The organism is Maribacter flavus (assembly GCF_008386635.1).
Classification (GTDB): Bacteria; Bacteroidota; Bacteroidia; order Flavobacteriales; family Flavobacteriaceae; genus Maribacter; species Maribacter flavus.
The window spans coordinates 21,135-40,576 of sequence record NZ_VUOE01000005.1 but is presented as its reverse complement, the minus strand read 5'-3'; the positions used below and the strand labels follow the sequence as shown (position 1 = coordinate 40,576).

Sequence of the window (19,442 nt, the reverse complement as noted above, 5' to 3'; positions counted from 1 at the left end):
AACCTAGGTTCCAGAATGCTGAATTACGGTTTTTTTGAGACCGAAATGCAATTGAGGTTCCCAAAGGACTCCCTGCGGATACGGAACATGTGCGATGGTGGAAACACCCCCGGGTTCAGGCCACATTCGTCCAGAAACAATCCATGGGCGTTTCCTGGCGCGGAGAAATTCCAAACGGAACTGGCCCAAAATTCCGGCAGCGAAGGATTTTTCCCCTCTCCGGATGAATGGTTGACACAATTGGAGGCGGATATCGTTCTTGGATTTTTTGGCTATAACGAATCCTTTGAAGGTCCAGAGGAGTTGGATAATTTTAAAGGTGAATTGGAGGCCTTTATCCAACACACCAAGAATCAGGTCTATAATGGAAAAACAAGTCCAAAACTGGTCCTTATATCCCCAATTGCATTTGAGGACCTTTCCCAAAAGCTGGACCTACCCAACGGTCAAAAGGAGAATGAAAATCTTAGGTTGTATACAGATGCCATAAAAGAGGTAAGTCTTGAAAACCAAGTACCCTTTATAGATGTTTATACGCCGACCTTAGGGTGGTTTGCAGATAATGATGACTACACGATAGATGGTTCTCAGTTAAATGAAAAAGGGTATCAAAAATTTGCTGCCTACCTTGTGGAACAGCTTACAGGAATCCCCGAAGTCGGTAGCGCCTCTAAACGAATGGCCATCAACAAAATGGTTAACGAAAAGAATTTCTATTGGCATAATGACTATAAAATTCCCAACGGGGTGCATGCCTATGGAAGGAGGTACGACCCGTTTGGACCCGATAATTATCCCTATGAAAAATTGAAGGTCAGGGAAATGACCGCAATCAGGGATACCGCCATCTGGTCCATCCTCAAAAATAAGAATTATGATATTTCTATGGCCGATGCCAGGACCACGGTACTCCCCGAAGTAGAAACAAATTACAATCTAGCTGACGAAGGAGAAATGATCAGTTACAAATACGGGGAGGACGCATTGGAAACACTCACGGTCCCGGAGGGATATAAAGTGGAGTTGTTCGCTTCCGAAAAGGAGTTTCCGGATTTGGCCAACCCCGCACAAATCTCCTTCGATAATAAAGGCCGATTATGGGTGGCTACCCTGCCCTCCTATCCACATTATCGTGTAGGCGATGCCAAACCGAACGATAAACTGATCATTCTTGAGGATACAGATAACGATGGAAAAGCGGACAAGCAAACGGTTTTTGCGGACAGCCTTCATTTGCCCATAGGATTTGAGTTTGCCCCAGAGGGGGTGTACCTGAGTCAGGGAACGAACCTTAAACTTTTAACCGATACCGATGGCGATGACAAGGCGGATAATATCGAAATCCTGCTAAGCGGTTTTGATGACCATGACACCCATCATGCCATTTCCGCTTTCTGTGCGGATCCTTCCGGGGCTTTTTATATGGCCGAAGGAGTTTTTCTCCACACCAACGTGGAGACTTCCTACGGTCCCGTGCGAGGCACCAACGGCGGCTTTTACCGATACAATCCGCAACGAAAAAAATTGGAGCGCGCCGTTCAGGTGAGTATTCCCAATCCGTGGGGAATCGCTTTTGACGATTGGGGACAGGACTTTTTCCTGCATACTTCCGGGCCAACGGTCAATTGGATGATGCCCAGCACCTTAAAACCGATTTATGGTGTAGCATCTCCGTTGACAGAGGACCTTATCGAGGAGGCCCATCGGGTACGGCCTACCTCCGGCATGGAATTTATCTCCAGTAGACATTTTCCAGACGAAGTACAAGGAGATATGATCCTTGCCAATTCCATTGGGTTTTTGGGAATGAAGCAACATCAAGTGATGGAAGATGGTACGGGATATAAAACAAAACATCGGCTGGACCTCATCAGCAGTAAGGACAAAAACTTTAGACCCGTAGAAATGGAATTCGCCCCAGATGGTTCCCTGTATGTGGTAGACTGGCACAATGTACTCATCGGCCATATGCAACACAATGCACGGGACCCATTACGTGATCATGTCCACGGACGGATTTACCGGATCACCTATCCTTCCAGACCCTTGGTGGAACCGGCCAAAATCGACGGGGCATCCATAGAGACCTTATTGGGGAACCTAAAACTGCCAGAATATAGGACCCGATACAGAACCCGACGCGAACTTAGGGCCAGGAATACAGATGAAGTTCTGGAAAAATTAAAAACGTGGGTAAACAACCTAGATGCATCGGAGGAAAATTTTGAACACCACAGATTGGAAGCCTTATGGGTAACCTGGGGACTGAACAAGGTGGACAAAAACCTGCTTGAAAGCCTGCTGCAATCGCAGGACCATAGGGTCAGGGCAGCCTCGGTACGCGTTCTCAGATATATGGGACATCAACTGGACAATGCACAGGAACTTTTAAAGACAGCGGCTGCCGATGCACATGGCCGTGTACGCTTGGAAGCTATAACGGCCGCCTCCTGGTTACCAAAAGAGAAAGGATTGGAAATTCTGGAAATTGCGGGTCAACATCCTTTGGACCGATGGATGGAAGATTCCTATAAGTTCGCCGAAACAAGACTTACCGGTAACTTCTTGGACACCACAGAAGAAGAAAACCTCATCACTACGCTTGAAGGGGAGGATTTAAAGGTGTTTGCCCAAGGAAAGAAAATTTATGAAACGGAGGGCTATTGCATTACCTGCCACCAAGAAAGTGGTACCGGTCTTCAACAGGCTGGCTATCCAACTTTGGTAAATCAACAATGGGTTACCGGCGATGAAGAAAGACTTATTAAATTGGCTTTACATGGCCTGTACGGGCCCATGGACGTCATGGGCAATCACTATGACGGTCAGGTTCCTATGATGCCTTTTAAAGGTCTATTGAACGATGAGGAAATCGCGGCGGTACTGACCTATGTGCGCAATGCATTTGGAAACAAAGCGTCTGTCGTACAACCCGAAACGGTACAACGTGTCAGGGAAGCCACCAAAGACCGAAACGATTTTTACACCCCGGATGAATTGTTGAAGGAACATCCTATGAAATAGTATTTAAATGAAGACCATGAAACCCTCATCGAGGGATTTGTTATGGTAAGTTAAATACCTCTACAAAAGGAAATGTTTAAAAATGAAGCTCTAAACCTAATCTTAAAAGTATGAAAGAACGAATCAATTTCAGACACTTAATGGTATTTGCTTTTATGATACTGGCCTTCGCCTGCAAGGAGGAAAAAAAGGAGCCCCAATTGGCACAAAAGAAAACTGAAAATCCCCCACATATCGTGTTCGTAACCGGGGACGAGGAATATCGCTCCGAAGAATCCATGCCCATGCTGGCGGCCATAGCTAAAAGGGAATTGAACGCCAAGGTCACTGTTTGTTATGCTTTGGACTCCACTGGGACTATAGACCCCAACAGATTGGACCATATTTCAAATTTGGAAGCATTGGAAGATGCAGATTTAATGGTGATCTTTACCCGATACAGGCAATTGCCCAAAGAAGAACGGGATTACATTTCAAACTATGTGGAATCTGGAAAACCGATCGTAGGCTTTAGAACATCGACCCACGCCTTCAAATACGATGATTCAACCTTGGAATACTGGAACAATGAATGGCCTACCAAAGTATTCGGTCAGCAATGGATTACCCACCACGGTCATTTTGACGACGGCAAATTTCCCGTTACGAATATATCCGCCATCGATTCCAGTAATGCCATCCTCAACGGGTTTAAACCTTTTGAGGCATATTCCTGGCTCTATCATGTGGATGGTGGGGATTGGAGTTTATATGGCGACTCAAAACCTATTCTAAAAGGATACTCCACCAAGTCCCAACATGAAATAGATGGAAATTTGGATAAATTTCCACTGACCAACCCCGTAGCCTGGACCAAAAGTTATACCGGTAACAGTGGGAAAGCAGGGCGCGTATTTTTTACCACCTTGGGCCACCCTTATGATTTTAAACTTCCGCAGGTGCGCAAAATTGCCATTAACGGAATTTTTTGGGCATTGGGGAAAGAGGATAAGATTCCTGAGGATGGGGTGAACGTTACCTTGGCGAGTCCCTATGAACCCAACAATTCCGGATTTGGCCAAAAGTACAAATTGAACCAAAAGCCAAAACCCATACACTAATGGCGAGAAACCGGCACTAACAATAGTCCAGCTATTATTGGAAAACTGAGTTTCGAACTTAGTTCCCAAAGGAAACGAATAGGAATCCAGGTTTCCTAAAAGAATGCTAAGGATGTGCCAGCCACCGCTAAAAATCCTATTTTTGAAAAAAAAAATTCGTGTTGCGTAGTACCGTATTGGGAACCTGGTTCCTTTTTGTAAGCATATCCGTTTTTGCGCAGGAACCCCCAGAGGAACCTAAACAAATCAATATTGTTTATGGGGCCAACTTCACCAAAAACGAAACCGAATATCCCGGTGCCTCCATTTTTAGCAAGGATGAAAGACAGGTCCAATTTGAACACCAAGGGGCCGACCTATGGTGCGACGTGGCCATTTATTTTCAGCGTGAAAATCGGCTGGAGGCGATTGGCAACGTGCTCTTAAAACAAGGCGATTCCGTAGAAATGACGGCCAAAAAAATCAATTATCAGGGAGATGAAAAATTGGCCAAAGCCTGGGGCAATGTCGTGTTAAAAAACGCCGATATGACCCTACGAACCGATACACTTCGGTTGGACCGTATCAAGCAGGAAGCCTACTACCAAGATAATGGCACCGTAATAGATTCGGCCAATACCCTGACCAGCAGAATAGGTCGGTATTTCATGGAACAGAAAAAATATCAGTTCTTGGACAGCGTTCATATTGACAATCCTGAATATATTTTGGATTCGGAGCAACTGGATTATTACACGACTTCCAAAAATGCCTATATGTATGGGCCGTCCACCATTGTTGGGGAAACCTATAAAATTTACTGCGAACGGGGGTTTTACGACACCAAGGTGGAGAGTGGTTACGGCATAAAAAATACCAAAATCAATTATAATAATCGCATCGTAGAGGGGGATAGCGTTTATTTTAACAAGGCCAGGGAATTCGCATCAGCCACCAACAATATCACCGTTACGGACACCATAAACAATGGAGTAATAAGAGCTCACTATGCCGAAGTCCATAAAGCGAAAGATTCGGTTTTTGCGACAAAAAGGGCTGTCTCTATTTTGGTTCAAGAACTGGATTCGCTCTATGTCCATGGCGATACCTTGATGGTTACCGGTAAACCGGAGGCTAGGATTACGCGTGCGTTTAGAAACGCCAAGTTTTTCAAAAAAGACCTTAGTGGCAAGTGTGATTCCATTCATTCCGAAGAAAAAACGGGTATTACCCAACTGATTAAAAATCCCATTTTATGGAACGGGGCCAACCAGATGACAGGCGACAGTATCCATCTTATTTCCAACTTGGAAACGGAAAAGTTGGATTCATTAAAAGTTTTACAAAATGCCTTTGTCATTTCTCTGGACAGCATCAGTAAAAAAGGGTATAATCAGGCGAAGGGCATCAATCTGTACGGTCAGTTCGTGGAAAACGAATTAAAGATTATCGACCTGGTACAGAATACGGAGGTAATCTACTACATGTACAATGATGACGATGCGCTTATTGGCATTGACAAAACGGTCTGTAGTGCCATCAGAATAACCATGGCCAATAACGATGTAGAGGACCTGACGTTTTTTACCAATCCCGATGGAACCATCTATACGGAAGCGGAACTCCCGGAAAACAGTAGAAAACTCCAAGGCTTTATTTGGCGGGGCGATGAACGCATCATGACCAAGGACGACATCTTTGATGAGGACGATAACAACATTGAGTTGGTCACCATCCGGGGAATTGACAATCCCATAGATATTGATGCCGAAGAAGAGGAGCGGAGCAAAAATGAGAGCGACCCCGTGAACAACCTTCCCAATACCAAGGCTACGGATCCAAGGCAAAAAAATGCTTCAAGAAAATAATCGACCCCATTCATGAAAGAGGATTTCCTCAAATATCAGGCACAGACTTCCCTGCATCCGTTGGGGATTGAAATTTCACATGCCCAAGGGAGCTACATCTACGATGTCCAAGGAAATGCCCATCTTGACTTTGTTGCCGGGGTATCCGCCTGCAGTCTGGGGCATTGCCATCCAGCAGTGGTAGCGGCCATTCAAAAACAGGCACAGGAGTATATGCACGTAATGGTGTACGGGGAGTATATCCAATCCCCTGCCACGGAATACGTCAAATTATTGCAACAACAGCTACCTGCGAACCTGGAAGTGACCTATTTGGTGAATTCCGGGACGGAGGCCATGGAGGGAGCCCTTAAATTGGCAAGACGCTATACGGGGCGGTCACAGATTATTGCGGCGCATAACGCCTACCATGGCAACACCATGGGTAGTTTGAGTCTTATGGACTATGAGGAACGTAAGGCCCCCTTTAGACCTTTGATTCCAGATGTACGCCATATTAGATTCAATAAAATTGACGACATTGAATTAATTACCGAGAAAACGGCATGTGTGGTGCTGGAAACCATCCAAGGAGGAGCGGGTTTTATTTTGCCGAAAAACGACTATCTCAAAAAAATCGGCAACCGATGTAAAGAGGTAGGTGCCCTGTTGATATTGGACGAGATCCAGCCCGGTTTTGGCCGGACGGGCAAACTTTTCGCTTTTGAACATTTTGATTGTGAACCGGATATACTGGTACTAGGCAAGGGAATGGCATCCGGCTTGCCGGTAGGTGCCTTCATTGCAAGTAAGACCATCATGGATACCCTGAGCGACGGTCCCAAGATGGGACACATTACCACTTTTGGAGGAAATCCCGTGATAGCCGCCGCCAGTTTGGCAACGCTCAAAACCCTATTGCAAACAACCTTGATCGAAGATACCTTGGAAAAGGAAAAACTGTTTAGGGATTGTTTGAAGCACCCCAAAATCAAGGAGATACGCGGAAAGGGACTTATGTTGGCATTGATTATGGAAACTCCGGAAATAGCCGATCAATTGGTGCTAGAAGCCAAAGAGAAAAACCTGATTTTATTTTGGTTGTTGTTTGAAAAAAGGGCAGTACGTATTTCTCCTCCATTGACCATTTCCATGGATGAAATCCGCAAGGGGTGTAGGGTTATTCTTGATATTCTTGACAGAATCTGACAATATTTTGTTAACTAATTTGTTAATAATATACCGCCTATTTGGGGTACTAAGCACCAACAAAAGATTAATTTTAAATCCATAGTTTAACCAAAACGTTCCTATGGCGTTAGAATCTAACGAAAGACCTGACAAGCCCATTACCAAGTTTGAATCTATGCTTAAGACCGATGACGTCTATTTTTTTGACGCGGAGGACTTTGAGGACATAGTGCACCACTACCTGAACAACGGTAAGATTTCCCTAGCCAAAAAAGGTATTAAAATAGGTTTACAACAGCATCCATGTTCCATTGAACTGAAACTTTTGCAGGTGGAGGTCATGGTGTTTGAAAACCATTTGGAAAACGCCGAAAAATTATTGGACGAACTGGAGATGTTGGATAGGAACAATGAGGAAATCTACATCCAAAGGGCGAATATCTTTTCAAAAAAGGACAATCACGCGGCAGCGGTTTCCCTATTGCAAAAGGCTTTGGAACTAACGACCGATTCTTTTGACATTTATTCCCTCTTAGGCATGGAATATTTGTTCATGGACGATTTTAAATTGGCGAAGGAAAGCTTTATGCGCTGTGTTGAATTCGATAACGAGGATTATTCGTCGCTCTACAACGTCATTTATTGCTTTGAATTTTTGGAAGACTACGACGGTGCTATTTATTATCTCAACGAATACCTGGACAAAAATCCATATTGTCAAGTTGCTTGGCATCAATTGGGCAAGCAGTACTACGAAAAGCGTATGTTCCCCGAAGCCCTAACGGCATTCGATTTTGCCATAATATCCGATGACACCTTCATAGGGGCCTACTTTGAAAAAGGAAAAGTGTTGGAGAAACTAGGGAAATACAAGGAGGCCATAGAGAATTACGAGACCACCATCAATATTGAGGATCCTACCTCCCATGCATTCCTACGTATTGGAAAGTGCTATGAAAAGTTGAAGAACAAGGAAATGGCCAAATACTATTTCTACCAAACCGTTCACGAAGATCCTTTGTTGGATAAAGGTTGGTTGGCCATTACCAATTTTTATTACAATAATAAGAATTACGAGAAGGCCCTTTATTACATAAACAAGGCATTGAACATTGACGGGGAAAATCCGTTGTATTGGAAGAAATGTGCCAATATCAATTACGCTTTGGAAAATTACGACCAAGCCGATTTCGCCTACAAGCAGGTGGTAGATCTAGGAAACTATGAATTGGACACGTGGTTAAAATGGGCCGATGTAGCGCACTATAACGGAGACACATTGTCCGCCCTACAAATTCTGGCGCAAGGAAGGGAGTTTTATCCAAAAAATTTGAAAATTATTTATAAATCGGTTGGGTTTAACTTAATCATTAAAGATTTTATCAATGCCAGAATATGCCTTCTGGATGCCCTGAAACTCGACAAAAAACGAAAACAACTCCAACTTTTTAATAAACAATTTCCCCAATACAGCAATTCAGAGTGGATTAATACTATTTTAGCGAACTACAAAAAAGCTTCTTGACGTTTCACTCCAAAATTGTATGGGAAATAGAAAATTAATAGACTACCTATTCATAACACTTAAGGGAATGGCCATGGGGGCGGCCGATGTAGTACCCGGCGTTTCCGGCGGCACCATTGCCTTTATTTCAGGGATTTACGAAGAGTTGATTACAGCCATCAACAATATTAATCTTGGATTATTAAATACGTGGAAAGAGGATGGTTTTAAGGCCGTTTGGAAATCCGTGAATGGAAATTTTCTATTGGCTCTATTCATCGGCATTTTTATAAGCCTTTTTTCACTGGCGACCTTGGTAAGTTGGTTATTGGAAAACGAGCCCATTTTGCTCTGGTCCTTCTTTTTTGGGTTGGTACTGGCCAGTGTTTTTTTTGTGGGCAAGGAAATCAAACGATGGAATCTTGGAATCGTTTTTGCCATGATATTGGGAGCCTTTGTTGCATTTTACATTACCACCCTCCCACCAAGCGATAATATTGACAGCCTTCCGTATCTTTTTCTTTCTGGAGCTTTGGCCGTATGTGCCATGATTTTGCCCGGAATTTCAGGAGCGTTCATTTTGGTGCTTTTAGGGTCCTATAAAACCATCTTGGACGCGGTACATGAAAAGGATTTTGCAATAATCATCACTGTGGGTCTGGGAGCTGTCTTCGGGCTGTTGAGTTTTGCAAGATTGCTAAAGTGGATGTTCACCAATTATAAGAATTTGACCTTGGCAATATTAACGGGTTTCATTCTAGGATCCCTCAATAAAATTTGGCCATGGAAGCGCATCTTGGAAACTAGGGTTTTTGGAGAAAAAACCGTGGTTATCGACACCAATACTTCCCCTTTCAACTATGAGGGTGATCCCCAAATATTATATGCCATCCTTGCGGCCCTCATAGGATTTTCCCTTATTTTTATCTTGGAAAGAACAGCTTCCAAAAAATAGGCAAGGTCCCAAATGAGCGATACTAGAACTTTACTGGACAAACTATTTTTAGTGGTCAAAGGACTATGTATGGGCGCCGCCAATAAAGTGCCCGGAGTGTCCGGCGGTATTGTGGCCTTCGTTGCCGGATTCTACGAAGAATTCATTTATTCCCTCCAAAAGGTAAATATCAAGGCTTTTAAGCTTCTGATCGCTGGTAGGTTCAAAAGTTTCTACAGATATATCAACGGCTCTTTCCTTTCTCTCCTAATTTTCGGGATGTTGGTGAGCTATTTCAGTGTTTCAAAAGTGCTCGATTATTTTTTGGTCAAAAAGGAACTTTATGTTTGGGCGGCTTTCTTCGGGATGATCATAGGGTCCATTTATTACATTGGAAAGGATTTTGGGCATTGGACAAAAAAAACGGTTCCAGCCGCCCTATTGGGGCTTGCCGTAGGCGTGGCCATTAGTTTTTTGAGTCCCGCAAAGGAAAACGATAATCTGTTGTTCATTTTTTTCTGTGGCATGATCAGTGTATCGGGTATGACACTTCCCGGATTATCGGGTTCGTTCATCCTGATTTTGCTAGGTAATTACGTTTTGCTTCTGGTAGATTCCGTAAACGCTCTCTACGACACTTTTTCAGAGGTGTTTGTGGGGGATTTCAGTTTCGTTTCCAATGCGGAACGCCTTAGGACATTGAAGATTCTTGCGGTATTCACCTTGGGATCGGCGGCCGGATTGGTAACCTTGTCACATATTCTCAGTTATGTGCTAAAACATTACAAACATATTTCCACAGCAGTAATTCTAGGGTTTATAACGGGATCTTTGGGCGTAGTATGGCCTTGGAAAAAAACAATTTTTAAGGAGGACGCTGATGGTACTATTCTTTTGGACTCCAACGGAAAAGAAATCATCATGAACTACGAACGCTATCTTCCAGATCTTGGGTTGACCGAAACCTGGTGGGCCTTCTTCTTCATAGTTCTGGGTGTTGGTATTTTGTTACTTTTGGATTGGTATGGAAAAAACAGGAAACGGTTTGCATAGATTCGGGTTGGTGGGTAGAAATATCTCCTATTCCTTTTCAAGAGGTTATTTTTCAAAAAAGTTCGAGGCACTTGGTCTGGACAGCCATCGGTATGAAAACTTCGATATCCCGTCGATAGCGGACTTTGAATCGGTCATTTCCAACACCGAAAATCTCATCGGCTTAAATGTTACCATTCCCTACAAGCGGGAAGTGCTTCCATTTTTGGATGCCCTTGATGCATCGGCAGCGGAAATAGGCGCGGTAAATACCATAAAAATCCGGGGAAATCATTTAAAGGGATACAATACCGATGCCTATGGTTTTCAAAAATCCTTGGAACCATTTCTCAAAACCTACCACAAAAAAGCATTGATATTGGGAACAGGTGGCGCATCCAAGGCCATTGCCTTTGTGCTTAAGCAATTAGGCATCCAGTTTTCATTTGTTTCACGAAAATCAAAGTCGGGTGATTTTACCTACGAAGAGCTATCGGAAGAAATTATAAAAGAGCATTTGTTGATCATAAACTGTACTCCTTTGGGTACTTTCCCCAATATAATGGACAAACCTGCCCTACCCTATGCCTATTTGGGACCAAAACACCTCCTGTTCGATTTAATCTACAATCCGGAAAAAACGGAATTTCTACGATTGGGGGAAGCCCAAGGCGCTGTCATATTGAACGGATTGAAAATGTTGGAACTACAGGCCGAACGCGCTTGGGAAATCTGGAACGCAAAGGACTATTGATTGGTTTCCATAATCGTTTTCCAACACTATGGTTTTAACTATGTTACATTTAGCATAACCATAGGTGTATTCTAGGCCCACAAAAAGAAAACCCATATACTTTGCAGTTATTTAGGTTGTCACTATCTTGTAGACAACTAATTTTCCATGATGTCTGAAGAAAACGAGAAAAAAATAACCGAAGAAAACGTAGCCGAGGAAAAGACCGAAGTTGTAAAGGCCGATAATTCCATTCTAGAAGAACCTACCGAGGAAAGAACCGACAATGCTGAAAATGAACCCCTTGTATCGAATGAATCGGAAGAGACACATACCGAATCGGTAGAGGAAGCCTCCGAAAAAGAGGTGGATGTCCAGGACGAAATCGATGAAAGCAACGCCGAAGATGCCGAGGATACGGAAACCCAAAAGCGACATGAAATTCCGTTTTTGGATTACCATTCCATGTCCATGGAAAATCTCGTTGGTGAACTTCAAAAATTGGTCAGGAACGAGAAAGTACAGGCCATTAGGAAGCATGTGGACACCATTAAGGACGAATTCAATCTGAAGTTTCAGGATTTTATCGAACAGAAAAAAGAGGATTTCGTGGCCAATGGAGGCAATGAAATCGACTTTCGGTACAATTCCGTTACCAAGCGTCAGTTCAACGAGGTATATACGGATTACAAGGAAAAGCGAAACCAGTATTACAAGAACCTTGAGAAAAGCCATAAGGAAAATTTGGCGTATAGATTGGAACTTATAGAGAGCTTGAAAGGTCTGGTAAACATGGAAGAGGATATGAACACCACGTACAAAACCTTTAAGGAGATTCAGGAAAATTGGCGAAATGCCGGTCCGGTCCCCAGAGCCGAATACAACAATGTGTGGCGAACCTACCACCACCATATCGAGATTTTTTATGATTTCCTTCACCTGAACCGGGAACTCAGAGATCTGGACTTCAAACATAATCTGGAGGAAAAGCTCAAAATCGTGGAACGTGCCGAAGCCCTTGCCGTGGAGCCGGACCTCAACAAAGCCTTTAGGGAACTACAGGTGCTGCACAAGATTTGGAAGGAGGACATTGGACCCGTGGGCAAGGAACATAGGGAAGAAGTATGGGAGCGTTTTAGCGGTGCTACCAAGGCCATTCATGAAAGAAGGCAGGAGTATTTTAAGGAACTGGACAAACTAAGCGAGAAAAATCTGGAAAGGAAAAACGAAATAATCCAGGAAATTGTTAAGCTTTCGGAAAATGTGGCCAACAATCACAGGGGCATCCAAAAGCAGATCAAGCATCTGGAAGAACTTAGGGAACTCTTCTTTAAGGCGGGAAAGGTCCCCCAAAAAGAAAATGATAAGACATGGAGTTCCTTTAAGAATGCGGTGCGTTCCTTTAACCGAAACAAGAACGCGTTTTATAAAAACCTTAAAAAGGACCAACAGGACAATTTGGACAAAAAGAGGGCCTTATTGGATATAGCGGTTTCTCTCAAGGACAGTGAAGATTTTGAAACCGCGACCAATGAAATGAAACGCATTCAAAGCGAGTGGAAAAAAATTGGTCATGTCCCCAGAAAATATTCGGATAAACTTTGGAAGGATTTCAAGACTGCCTGTAACCATTATTTTGATAGATTACATGCCTCCAAAAACGATTCCTATAAGGAGGAGATGGAGAACCTCAATAAAAAAGAGGCCATCCTTGCAAGCCTAAAGGATTTCAAACTGAGCGATAAAAAGGAAAGCGACATAAAGGAAATCCAAAAAATGCTGGAGGAATGGAAGGTCATTGGCCATGTTCCCTTCAAACAAAAAAACATCAATCAAAAGTTTCATAAAATAGTCGACGCCCTGTTCAATAAATTAAAGGTAAGCCCCCAAGAATCGGAGTTGTTGAAATATGGAAATAAAATTCAAAAGCTCAAGGAAGAGGACAACCAAGAAATAGCCATTCAAAAGGAACGTAGCTTTATCAAGAAAAAAATCGAGGAAAGCAAAAACGAAATAATACAGCTTGAGAATAACCTACAGTTTTTTTCAGACGATTCCGAAAACAATCCATTGGTCCAAGATGTAATCAACCGGGTTGAAAAACATAAGGAAGCCTTGGACTCCTGGAAAACGAAACTTAAGAAGTTGAATATCTTAAGGAACAACTTGGAAAAGGAGGATGCCGAAGAAGCTAACGACGCCCCTGAAGAGGAATAATCCAATACTTCCTGTTTTACAGTTCTTTATGGTTATACACTTTACTGTTCCACCAAAAAAATACGGGATATGAAAATCCGAATAGTTAGTTTAATGCTTCTTTTTTTCGTTGGACTTATCAGCTGTAATTCCGGTAAGGAAAGAACCGAGGAACCTTTGTCCAAAATTGATTGGAGAAGTAAGGAAGTGAATCTTGGCCAAAAAGATTCATTGCTTACCGGAAGCACTTACTTATCCGTTTATTCACAGATATACAGTTACACGGAGCATACCTCCATTGATTTAACGGCGACCGTAAGCATACGCAATACAGATGACAAAAGGAAGCTCTATCTTTTAAAAGCCGACTATTTTGACACCCACGGAAATAAAATACATTCCTATATCAACAAACCTATAGAAATTTCCGAATTGGAAACGTTGGAAATAGTCATTGCGGAATTTGATAAAAAGGGGGGCACTGGAGCTAATTTTATTTTCGATTGGGCAATTGAACCTGAGAGCACCTACCCTATTTTTGAAGCAGTAATGATTTCAACCTATGGACAGCAAGGTTTATCATTTACTACCCAAGGACACCAAATAAAATGATGTGAAGGAAATAATCACTACCATCCTTTTTCTTTTTGCAGTAATTGACCCAATAGGTTCAGTTCCCGTCTATTTGGAGGCCACCAAACACTTTGACAGGCTTCATAAGAGAAAGATTGCAGTAAGAGCCTGCATTGTCGCCTTCTTCATATTATTGTTCTTCATCGTCATTGGCCAACTTATTCTTGAAGGCATGGAGATTTCACTAGATGCCTTTCAAGTTTCGGGTGGCGTTATTTTGTTTCTCTTTGCCTTGACCATGATTTTTGGCGACGGTAAACCAGAATCGGAAAAGCATTTAATCTCGGATTACAAACATGTTACTATCTTCCCGGTGGCAATACCAAGCATCGCTTCCCCTGGTGCTATCATGGCCGTTGTTTTGATGACTGACAATCACAAATACGCTCTGAATCAGCAAGTAATAACTACCGTTTTGGTTTTGGTAGTCATATTTTTAACCTGCTTGTTGTTACTTGCCGCCAACATAGTACAAAGAAGAATCGGTGAATATGGCATTACGGTAATCAGTAAGATTATGGGACTAATTTTGGCCTCTTATGCCGTGCAAAGCATTTTGGACGGCCTCAAGGATTTTTTCCATTAGAATTATACATAATGGTCAAAAGCAAGGTTTTTATTTTTCCATTGTTAATTTGGGTTCACTTTTTCTACAACGACCGAATACATTTTTGTTTTGATGCTCTAACCGGACCCTCGGAATTACCCATTTCGGTTGAGCCACAGGATCCCATTCAAAACAAGGCCTTTTCCGTTTTGGATTCCAAATGTAATTTCTGCCATATGACTAGGAAAAGGCTTGATCACTTTACATTGGATAACATGAACGGTCTGGTGTCTAAAATCAATGAGCAGGTCTTTGTAAAAAACAAAATGCCCAAAGGAAAAAATAACGCCCTCACACTTGAACAAAAAAATTCCCTATTGCTATGGATTAACAGGGAATCACAAAAGTAAAAAGGAGGCATTATAGCCTCCTTGCCGATTTATTTGGCAACGTTCACGGCCCTTGTTTCCCGTATCACCGTTACCTTTACCTGACCTGGATAGGTCATATCCGTTTGTATTTTCTGCGAAATTTCAAAAGACAATTGTGCGGCCTTTTCATCGCTGACCTTTTCACTTTCCACAATTACCCGCAGCTCCCGCCCTGCCTGTATGGCATAAGCTTTCTGAACACCCCCAAAACCAAAGGCAATCTCCTCCAAATCCTTCAAACGTTGAATGTAGGAATCCAGCACTTGTCTTCTTGCTCCGGGACGCGCACCACTAATGGCATCACATACCTGGACGATCGGCGATATAAGTGTCTTCATTTCAATCTCATCATGGTGGGCGCCAATGGCATTACATACCTCTGGTTTTTCACCGTATTTCTCGGCCCACTGCATACCCAATATAGCGTGCGGCGTTTCAACTTCGGCCTCGGTGTTGGGCACTTTTCCAATGTCATGCAACAAACCGGCCCTTTTGGCAATTTTTGGGTTTAAGCCCAATTCGGATGCCATAACGCCACAAAGTTTCGCAACCTCGCGGGAATGCTGCAACAAGTTCTGCCCGTAAGAGGAACGATATTTCATCCTTCCCACGGCTTTGATCAATTCTGGATGTAGCCCATGGATACCCAAATCGATAACCGTACGTTTCCCAATTTCAACAATTTCGGCCTCTATCTGCTTCTCCGTCTTTTTAACTACTTCCTCTATCCTTGCCGGATGTATCCTTCCATCGGTAACCAACTTGTGCAAGGACAATCTGGCCACTTCCCTTCGTACGGAATCAAAACAAGATAGAATAATTGCCTCCGGTGTATCATCTACAATAATCTCAACTCCGGTAGCTGATTCCAATGCCCGTATATTCCTTCCTTCCCTACCAATGATTCGACCTTTAACATCGTCCGATTCAATATTGAAAACGGATACACAGTTTTCCACCGCTTCCTCTGTTCCAATCCTCTGTATGGTATTGATAACAATTTTTCTAGCTTCCTGCTGGGCGGTAAGTTTGGCCTCTTCCAACGTGGTCTGTATATAGCCCATAGCATCGGACTTGGCCGTATCCCTCAAACTCTCGATCAATTGACTTTTGGCCTCATCAGCAGAAAGACCGGAAATGACCTCCAATTGCTGCACTTGGCTCTTATGGAGCTTATCCACTTCGGCCTGCTTCTTTTCAAAAAACTCCTTGGCATGCTCAACTTCCTTCATCTTGTTTTCAAGTTGGGAATTGAGCTGTTTATTCTTGGCAAGTTCGCTACTCACTTGAGACTCCTTGTCTCGTGTCCTTTTTTCCGCCTCCCCTATTTTCTTGTCCTTCCCAATGATGACCTTCTCATGTTCCGCCTTAAGCTCCAAGAATTTCTCCTTGGCCTGTAGTATCTTATCCTTTTTAATGTTTTCTCCCTCTATCTTGGCCTCTTTCAAAATTTGGGCAGCATCCTTCTTGGCGTTGGCGATGGTTTTGGAGGCCTTGCCCTTTTCCATAAACTTGGCGATGGCAAAACCGATGGCCAAACCAACAATGGCCGCTATAATAATCATTGTACTATCCATATTGTTATATTTAAAAAAAAAAAGCCCACATTGGAGAAGTTTTGTACAAACTCCGATAAACAGGTTTAGGGCTAACAGACTGATCAAGGATCCTTATACGAGTAAGGCCTGCTTTTACAATCTAAACTCACCCTTTTTAACTTAATTAATGTTGAGTTCGTCAAAAGGTATTACCAATGTGGGCAGTAACTTAATGTATTTAAAAGAACGTTTTTATTTTGATGCAAGCTGCAAATTTACCAGTTCCGCGAGCGCCTTTAAACGCTCCTCTGCTTCCTTGGTGCCCTTTGTCTGTTCTATCCCCTTCTGCTCAATTTTGGAGGCAAACTGCAAGGCGCACATGGCCAATACATCCTGCTTATCCCGCACGGCATAGTTCTGCTCAAATTTTTTGGCCAATTGTTCAATATTTTTGGCCGCCTTTCTCAAACCTTCCTCCTGACTTGGGTCAATGGTCAATGGATAGACCCTGTCAGCAATGGAGAGCTTTATTTTGAGCTTTTCAGACATAGTATGTTACATTATTCAGAAAGCTGTGCTATACAATAGTCCAACTCCCTTATCAATGTATTTATTTTAAGCTTAGCTTCTGTTTTGTTTGTATTACTGCCAAGCATTGAATTTGCCAGTTTGAGCGAATTGTACTTCTCCTCCCATTCAGACACCGTTTTACGGGCATTTTCCTGATTGGACCGTACATTTTTTAATTCATTCTCCAACGTTTTGTTAGCCCTGTCCAAAACCTCCAATCTATGGAGCAACTTGCTAATCTTATTCTCTAAGGAATCAACGATTTGAATTAATTCGCCCATACAAAAATTCGATGCGATTTACACAAAGTTAACATTCGTTCGCTGACTTAGCAATACTTTTCAGAAATATTCTTTTGGCCATTTGGACAACCTCAATAAATAGGAGCGTTGGGGCCAATTTCATTTTTGGCATACGGAGCTTTCTCCAATTGAAGCCTATTATTTATTTTCGTAGCAACGTAACATTGCTATGAAAAGATTTACCCTTGGACTCCTATTATTATTTTCCACTTTTGGTTTCACCCAAGAAAACTATCCCCAGGACGCTTTTAGGTCCCCGTTGGATATCCCGCTTATTTTGGCCGGTACTTTTGGTGAACTTCGCTCCAATCATTTTCATGGGGGTATCGATATCAAGACACAACAACGTGAAGGGCTGCCAGTATATGGTATAGCCGATGGTACTATCACGAGGATAAAGGTTTCCATCTGGGGCTATGGCAAGGTGCTGTATGTCGCGCACCCCAACGGATACACCTCGGTTTACGGTCATCTTCAGAAATTTTCCCCTAGAATAGAGGAATATGTAAAAAAACTCCAGTACGATAAAAAATCCTTTGAAGTTGAGGCCTTCCCTGATTATGGCGAACTAAAAATAGAAAAAGGTGAGCTTATCGCATACAGTGGAAATACGGGAGGTTCCGCTGGTCCGCACCTGCATTTTGAAATTCGCAGTAGTATTTCGGAAAAACCCACCAATCCAATGCTTTACGGAATCGATATCCCAGATGCCACAAACCCTACCTTGGAAAAACTTTTTGTTTATCCACTTTCCGATAATTCGCAAGTGAACCAGAGCCGGGAAAAGATCCAGGTCAATTTTAGTCGGCAACCGGACGGTACCTATTTGGCGAGCACCGTAAACGCCTTGGGAAAAATAGGCGTCGGTTTTGTGGGATATGACCGTCTAGATATGGCCGCGAACAAGAATGGCGTCTACGCCGTATCGCTTTCGGTAAACGGTAAAACATACTGCTCCTACGATTTTGAATCCTTTTCCTTTGGCGAAACTAGGTATATCAATACACTCATCGACTATGATCACCTTGGACGCTATAGGGAACGAATCCAAAAATTATTCAAATCCCCTGGAAATTACCTTAGCATTTACGAAGAACTCTATAATAATGGCATTATTGAGGTGAGCGAGGGTTTGAGCTATAACCTGCAACTACTGATTTCCGACTTCAAAGGGAACAAGGTTACCCTCAACATTCCCGTGGAAGGGAAAAAGGAAGAAATAAAAATTGAAAAGGAGGATGACCGGACGGATTATTATGTTATCGCCAAGAAACCCAACAACTATGACCTTGGCGGGGCAAAGGTCTATTTCCCCGAGAATACTTTTTACGAGGACTTTTACATCGAATTGAAAAAAGGCCAGGATACGGTTACCATCCATAGGAACACCGTTCCAGCGCACAGGAATTTCACTATCACCTTTGACGTGGATAAATATCCGGAAGAAGAACGAAAACAATTGTTCATAGCAAGATTGGATAATCGGTTGAACCCTAGTTATTTGAATACCTATAAACGGGGAAATACATTTACGGCAAGGACTAGAAATCTGGGCACCTATACCTTGGCAAAGGATACCGTTCCTCCTACCATACGTACAAAGAACTTTAAGGAAAAACAATGGCTAAACAACTACAGATATCTCAGCGTCCATATTTCGGACGACCTCAGCGGGGTGGACAGTTATTCCGCCACGCTCAACGGGGAATGGATATTGATGGAGTATGAGCCAAAAACGAATACGCTTACCTATAATTTTGACGATTCAATTTTGGATAAAAAGCAATGTGTACTGGAAGTTTCCGTTACTGATAATGTGGGTAATACCAGTACCTTGGCCACACCTTTTTACAGAAATTAAAGTCTTTGAAGCTTAGGAAC

15 protein-coding genes and 1 other RNA gene are annotated in these 19,442 nt (G+C 42.8%); 12 read left to right on the top strand and 4 right to left on the bottom strand.

What is annotated here, in order from left to right; translation table 11 throughout:
- From F0361_RS18575 to F0361_RS18525, 11 genes are all read left to right on the top strand, one after another.
- On the top strand, window positions 1-3,024 hold a 3,024-nt coding region (locus F0361_RS18575), incomplete at its 5' end, for a PVC-type heme-binding CxxCH protein (RefSeq protein ID WP_154920887.1).
- Window positions 3,025-3,134: 110 nt separating this feature from the next.
- Entirely contained in the window at window positions 3,135-4,124 is a 990-nt protein-coding gene (locus F0361_RS18570) for a ThuA domain-containing protein (protein ID WP_154920886.1), read from the top strand.
- A gap of 158 nt (window positions 4,125-4,282) precedes the next feature.
- Window positions 4,283-5,971: an OstA-like protein gene (locus F0361_RS18565; RefSeq protein ID WP_246160936.1), complete on the top strand. Its 1,689-nt coding sequence runs from the start codon at window positions 4,283-4,285 to the stop codon at window positions 5,969-5,971.
- Window positions 5,972-5,983: 12 nt separating this feature from the next.
- Complete coding sequence (locus tag F0361_RS18560) at window positions 5,984-7,159, top strand: aspartate aminotransferase family protein (RefSeq protein ID WP_154920885.1); 1,176 nt, start codon at window positions 5,984-5,986, stop codon at window positions 7,157-7,159.
- Between the two features lie 103 nt (window positions 7,160-7,262).
- Window positions 7,263-8,666 carry a tetratricopeptide repeat protein gene (locus F0361_RS18555; protein ID WP_154920884.1) on the top strand — a complete coding sequence of 468 codons (1,404 nt, stop codon included), beginning with the start codon at window positions 7,263-7,265 and terminating at the stop codon, window positions 8,664-8,666.
- Between the two features lie 19 nt (window positions 8,667-8,685).
- A complete protein-coding gene (locus F0361_RS18550) occupies window positions 8,686-9,600 on the top strand; it encodes a DUF368 domain-containing protein (protein ID WP_154920883.1) in 915 nt (304 codons plus the stop codon).
- A gap of 12 nt (window positions 9,601-9,612) precedes the next feature.
- A complete protein-coding gene (locus F0361_RS18545; protein WP_154920882.1) occupies window positions 9,613-10,632 on the top strand; it encodes a DUF368 domain-containing protein in 1,020 nt (339 codons plus the stop codon).
- Window positions 10,604-11,365, top strand: coding sequence for a shikimate dehydrogenase family protein (locus tag F0361_RS18540; protein WP_154920881.1), 762 nt, complete (start codon window positions 10,604-10,606; stop codon window positions 11,363-11,365). The genes F0361_RS18545 and F0361_RS18540 overlap by 29 nt, the downstream gene beginning before the upstream one ends.
- Window positions 11,366-11,515: 150 nt before the next feature.
- On the top strand, window positions 11,516-13,561 hold the full coding sequence (locus tag F0361_RS18535; protein WP_154920889.1) for a DUF349 domain-containing protein: 2,046 nt from the start codon (window positions 11,516-11,518) through the stop codon (window positions 13,559-13,561).
- A gap of 69 nt (window positions 13,562-13,630) precedes the next feature.
- Window positions 13,631-14,152: a DUF3124 domain-containing protein gene (locus F0361_RS18530; protein WP_154920880.1), complete on the top strand. Its 522-nt coding sequence runs from the start codon at window positions 13,631-13,633 to the stop codon at window positions 14,150-14,152.
- A gap of 1 nt (window position 14,153) precedes the next feature.
- Window positions 14,154-14,759: a MarC family protein gene (locus tag F0361_RS18525; RefSeq protein ID WP_138259695.1), complete on the top strand. Its 606-nt coding sequence runs from the start codon at window positions 14,154-14,156 to the stop codon at window positions 14,757-14,759.
- Window positions 14,760-15,159: 400 nt separating this feature from the next.
- Here the strand turns inward: F0361_RS18525 and rny are convergent, their stop codons facing one another.
- From rny to F0361_RS18505, 4 genes are all read right to left on the bottom strand, one after another.
- On the bottom strand, window positions 15,160-16,728 hold the full coding sequence (gene rny, locus F0361_RS18520; RefSeq protein ID WP_138259694.1) for a ribonuclease Y: 1,569 nt from the start codon (window positions 16,726-16,728) through the stop codon (window positions 15,160-15,162).
- Between the two features lie 47 nt (window positions 16,729-16,775).
- Window positions 16,776-16,885: non-coding RNA, 6S RNA (gene ssrS / locus F0361_RS18515), on the bottom strand.
- 56 nt (window positions 16,886-16,941) lie between these two features.
- A complete protein-coding gene (locus tag F0361_RS18510) occupies window positions 16,942-17,238 on the bottom strand; it encodes a cell division protein ZapA (RefSeq protein WP_138259693.1) in 297 nt (98 codons plus the stop codon).
- Between the two features lie 11 nt (window positions 17,239-17,249).
- Complete coding sequence (locus tag F0361_RS18505) at window positions 17,250-17,540, bottom strand: hypothetical protein (protein WP_138259692.1); 291 nt, start codon at window positions 17,538-17,540, stop codon at window positions 17,250-17,252.
- Between the two features lie 190 nt (window positions 17,541-17,730).
- Here F0361_RS18505 and F0361_RS18500 point away from each other — a divergent pair, with 190 nt between their 5' ends.
- Window positions 17,731-19,422: a M23 family metallopeptidase gene (locus F0361_RS18500; protein WP_154920879.1), complete on the top strand. Its 1,692-nt coding sequence runs from the start codon at window positions 17,731-17,733 to the stop codon at window positions 19,420-19,422.
- The last annotated feature ends 20 nt before the right edge of the window (window positions 19,423-19,442 follow it).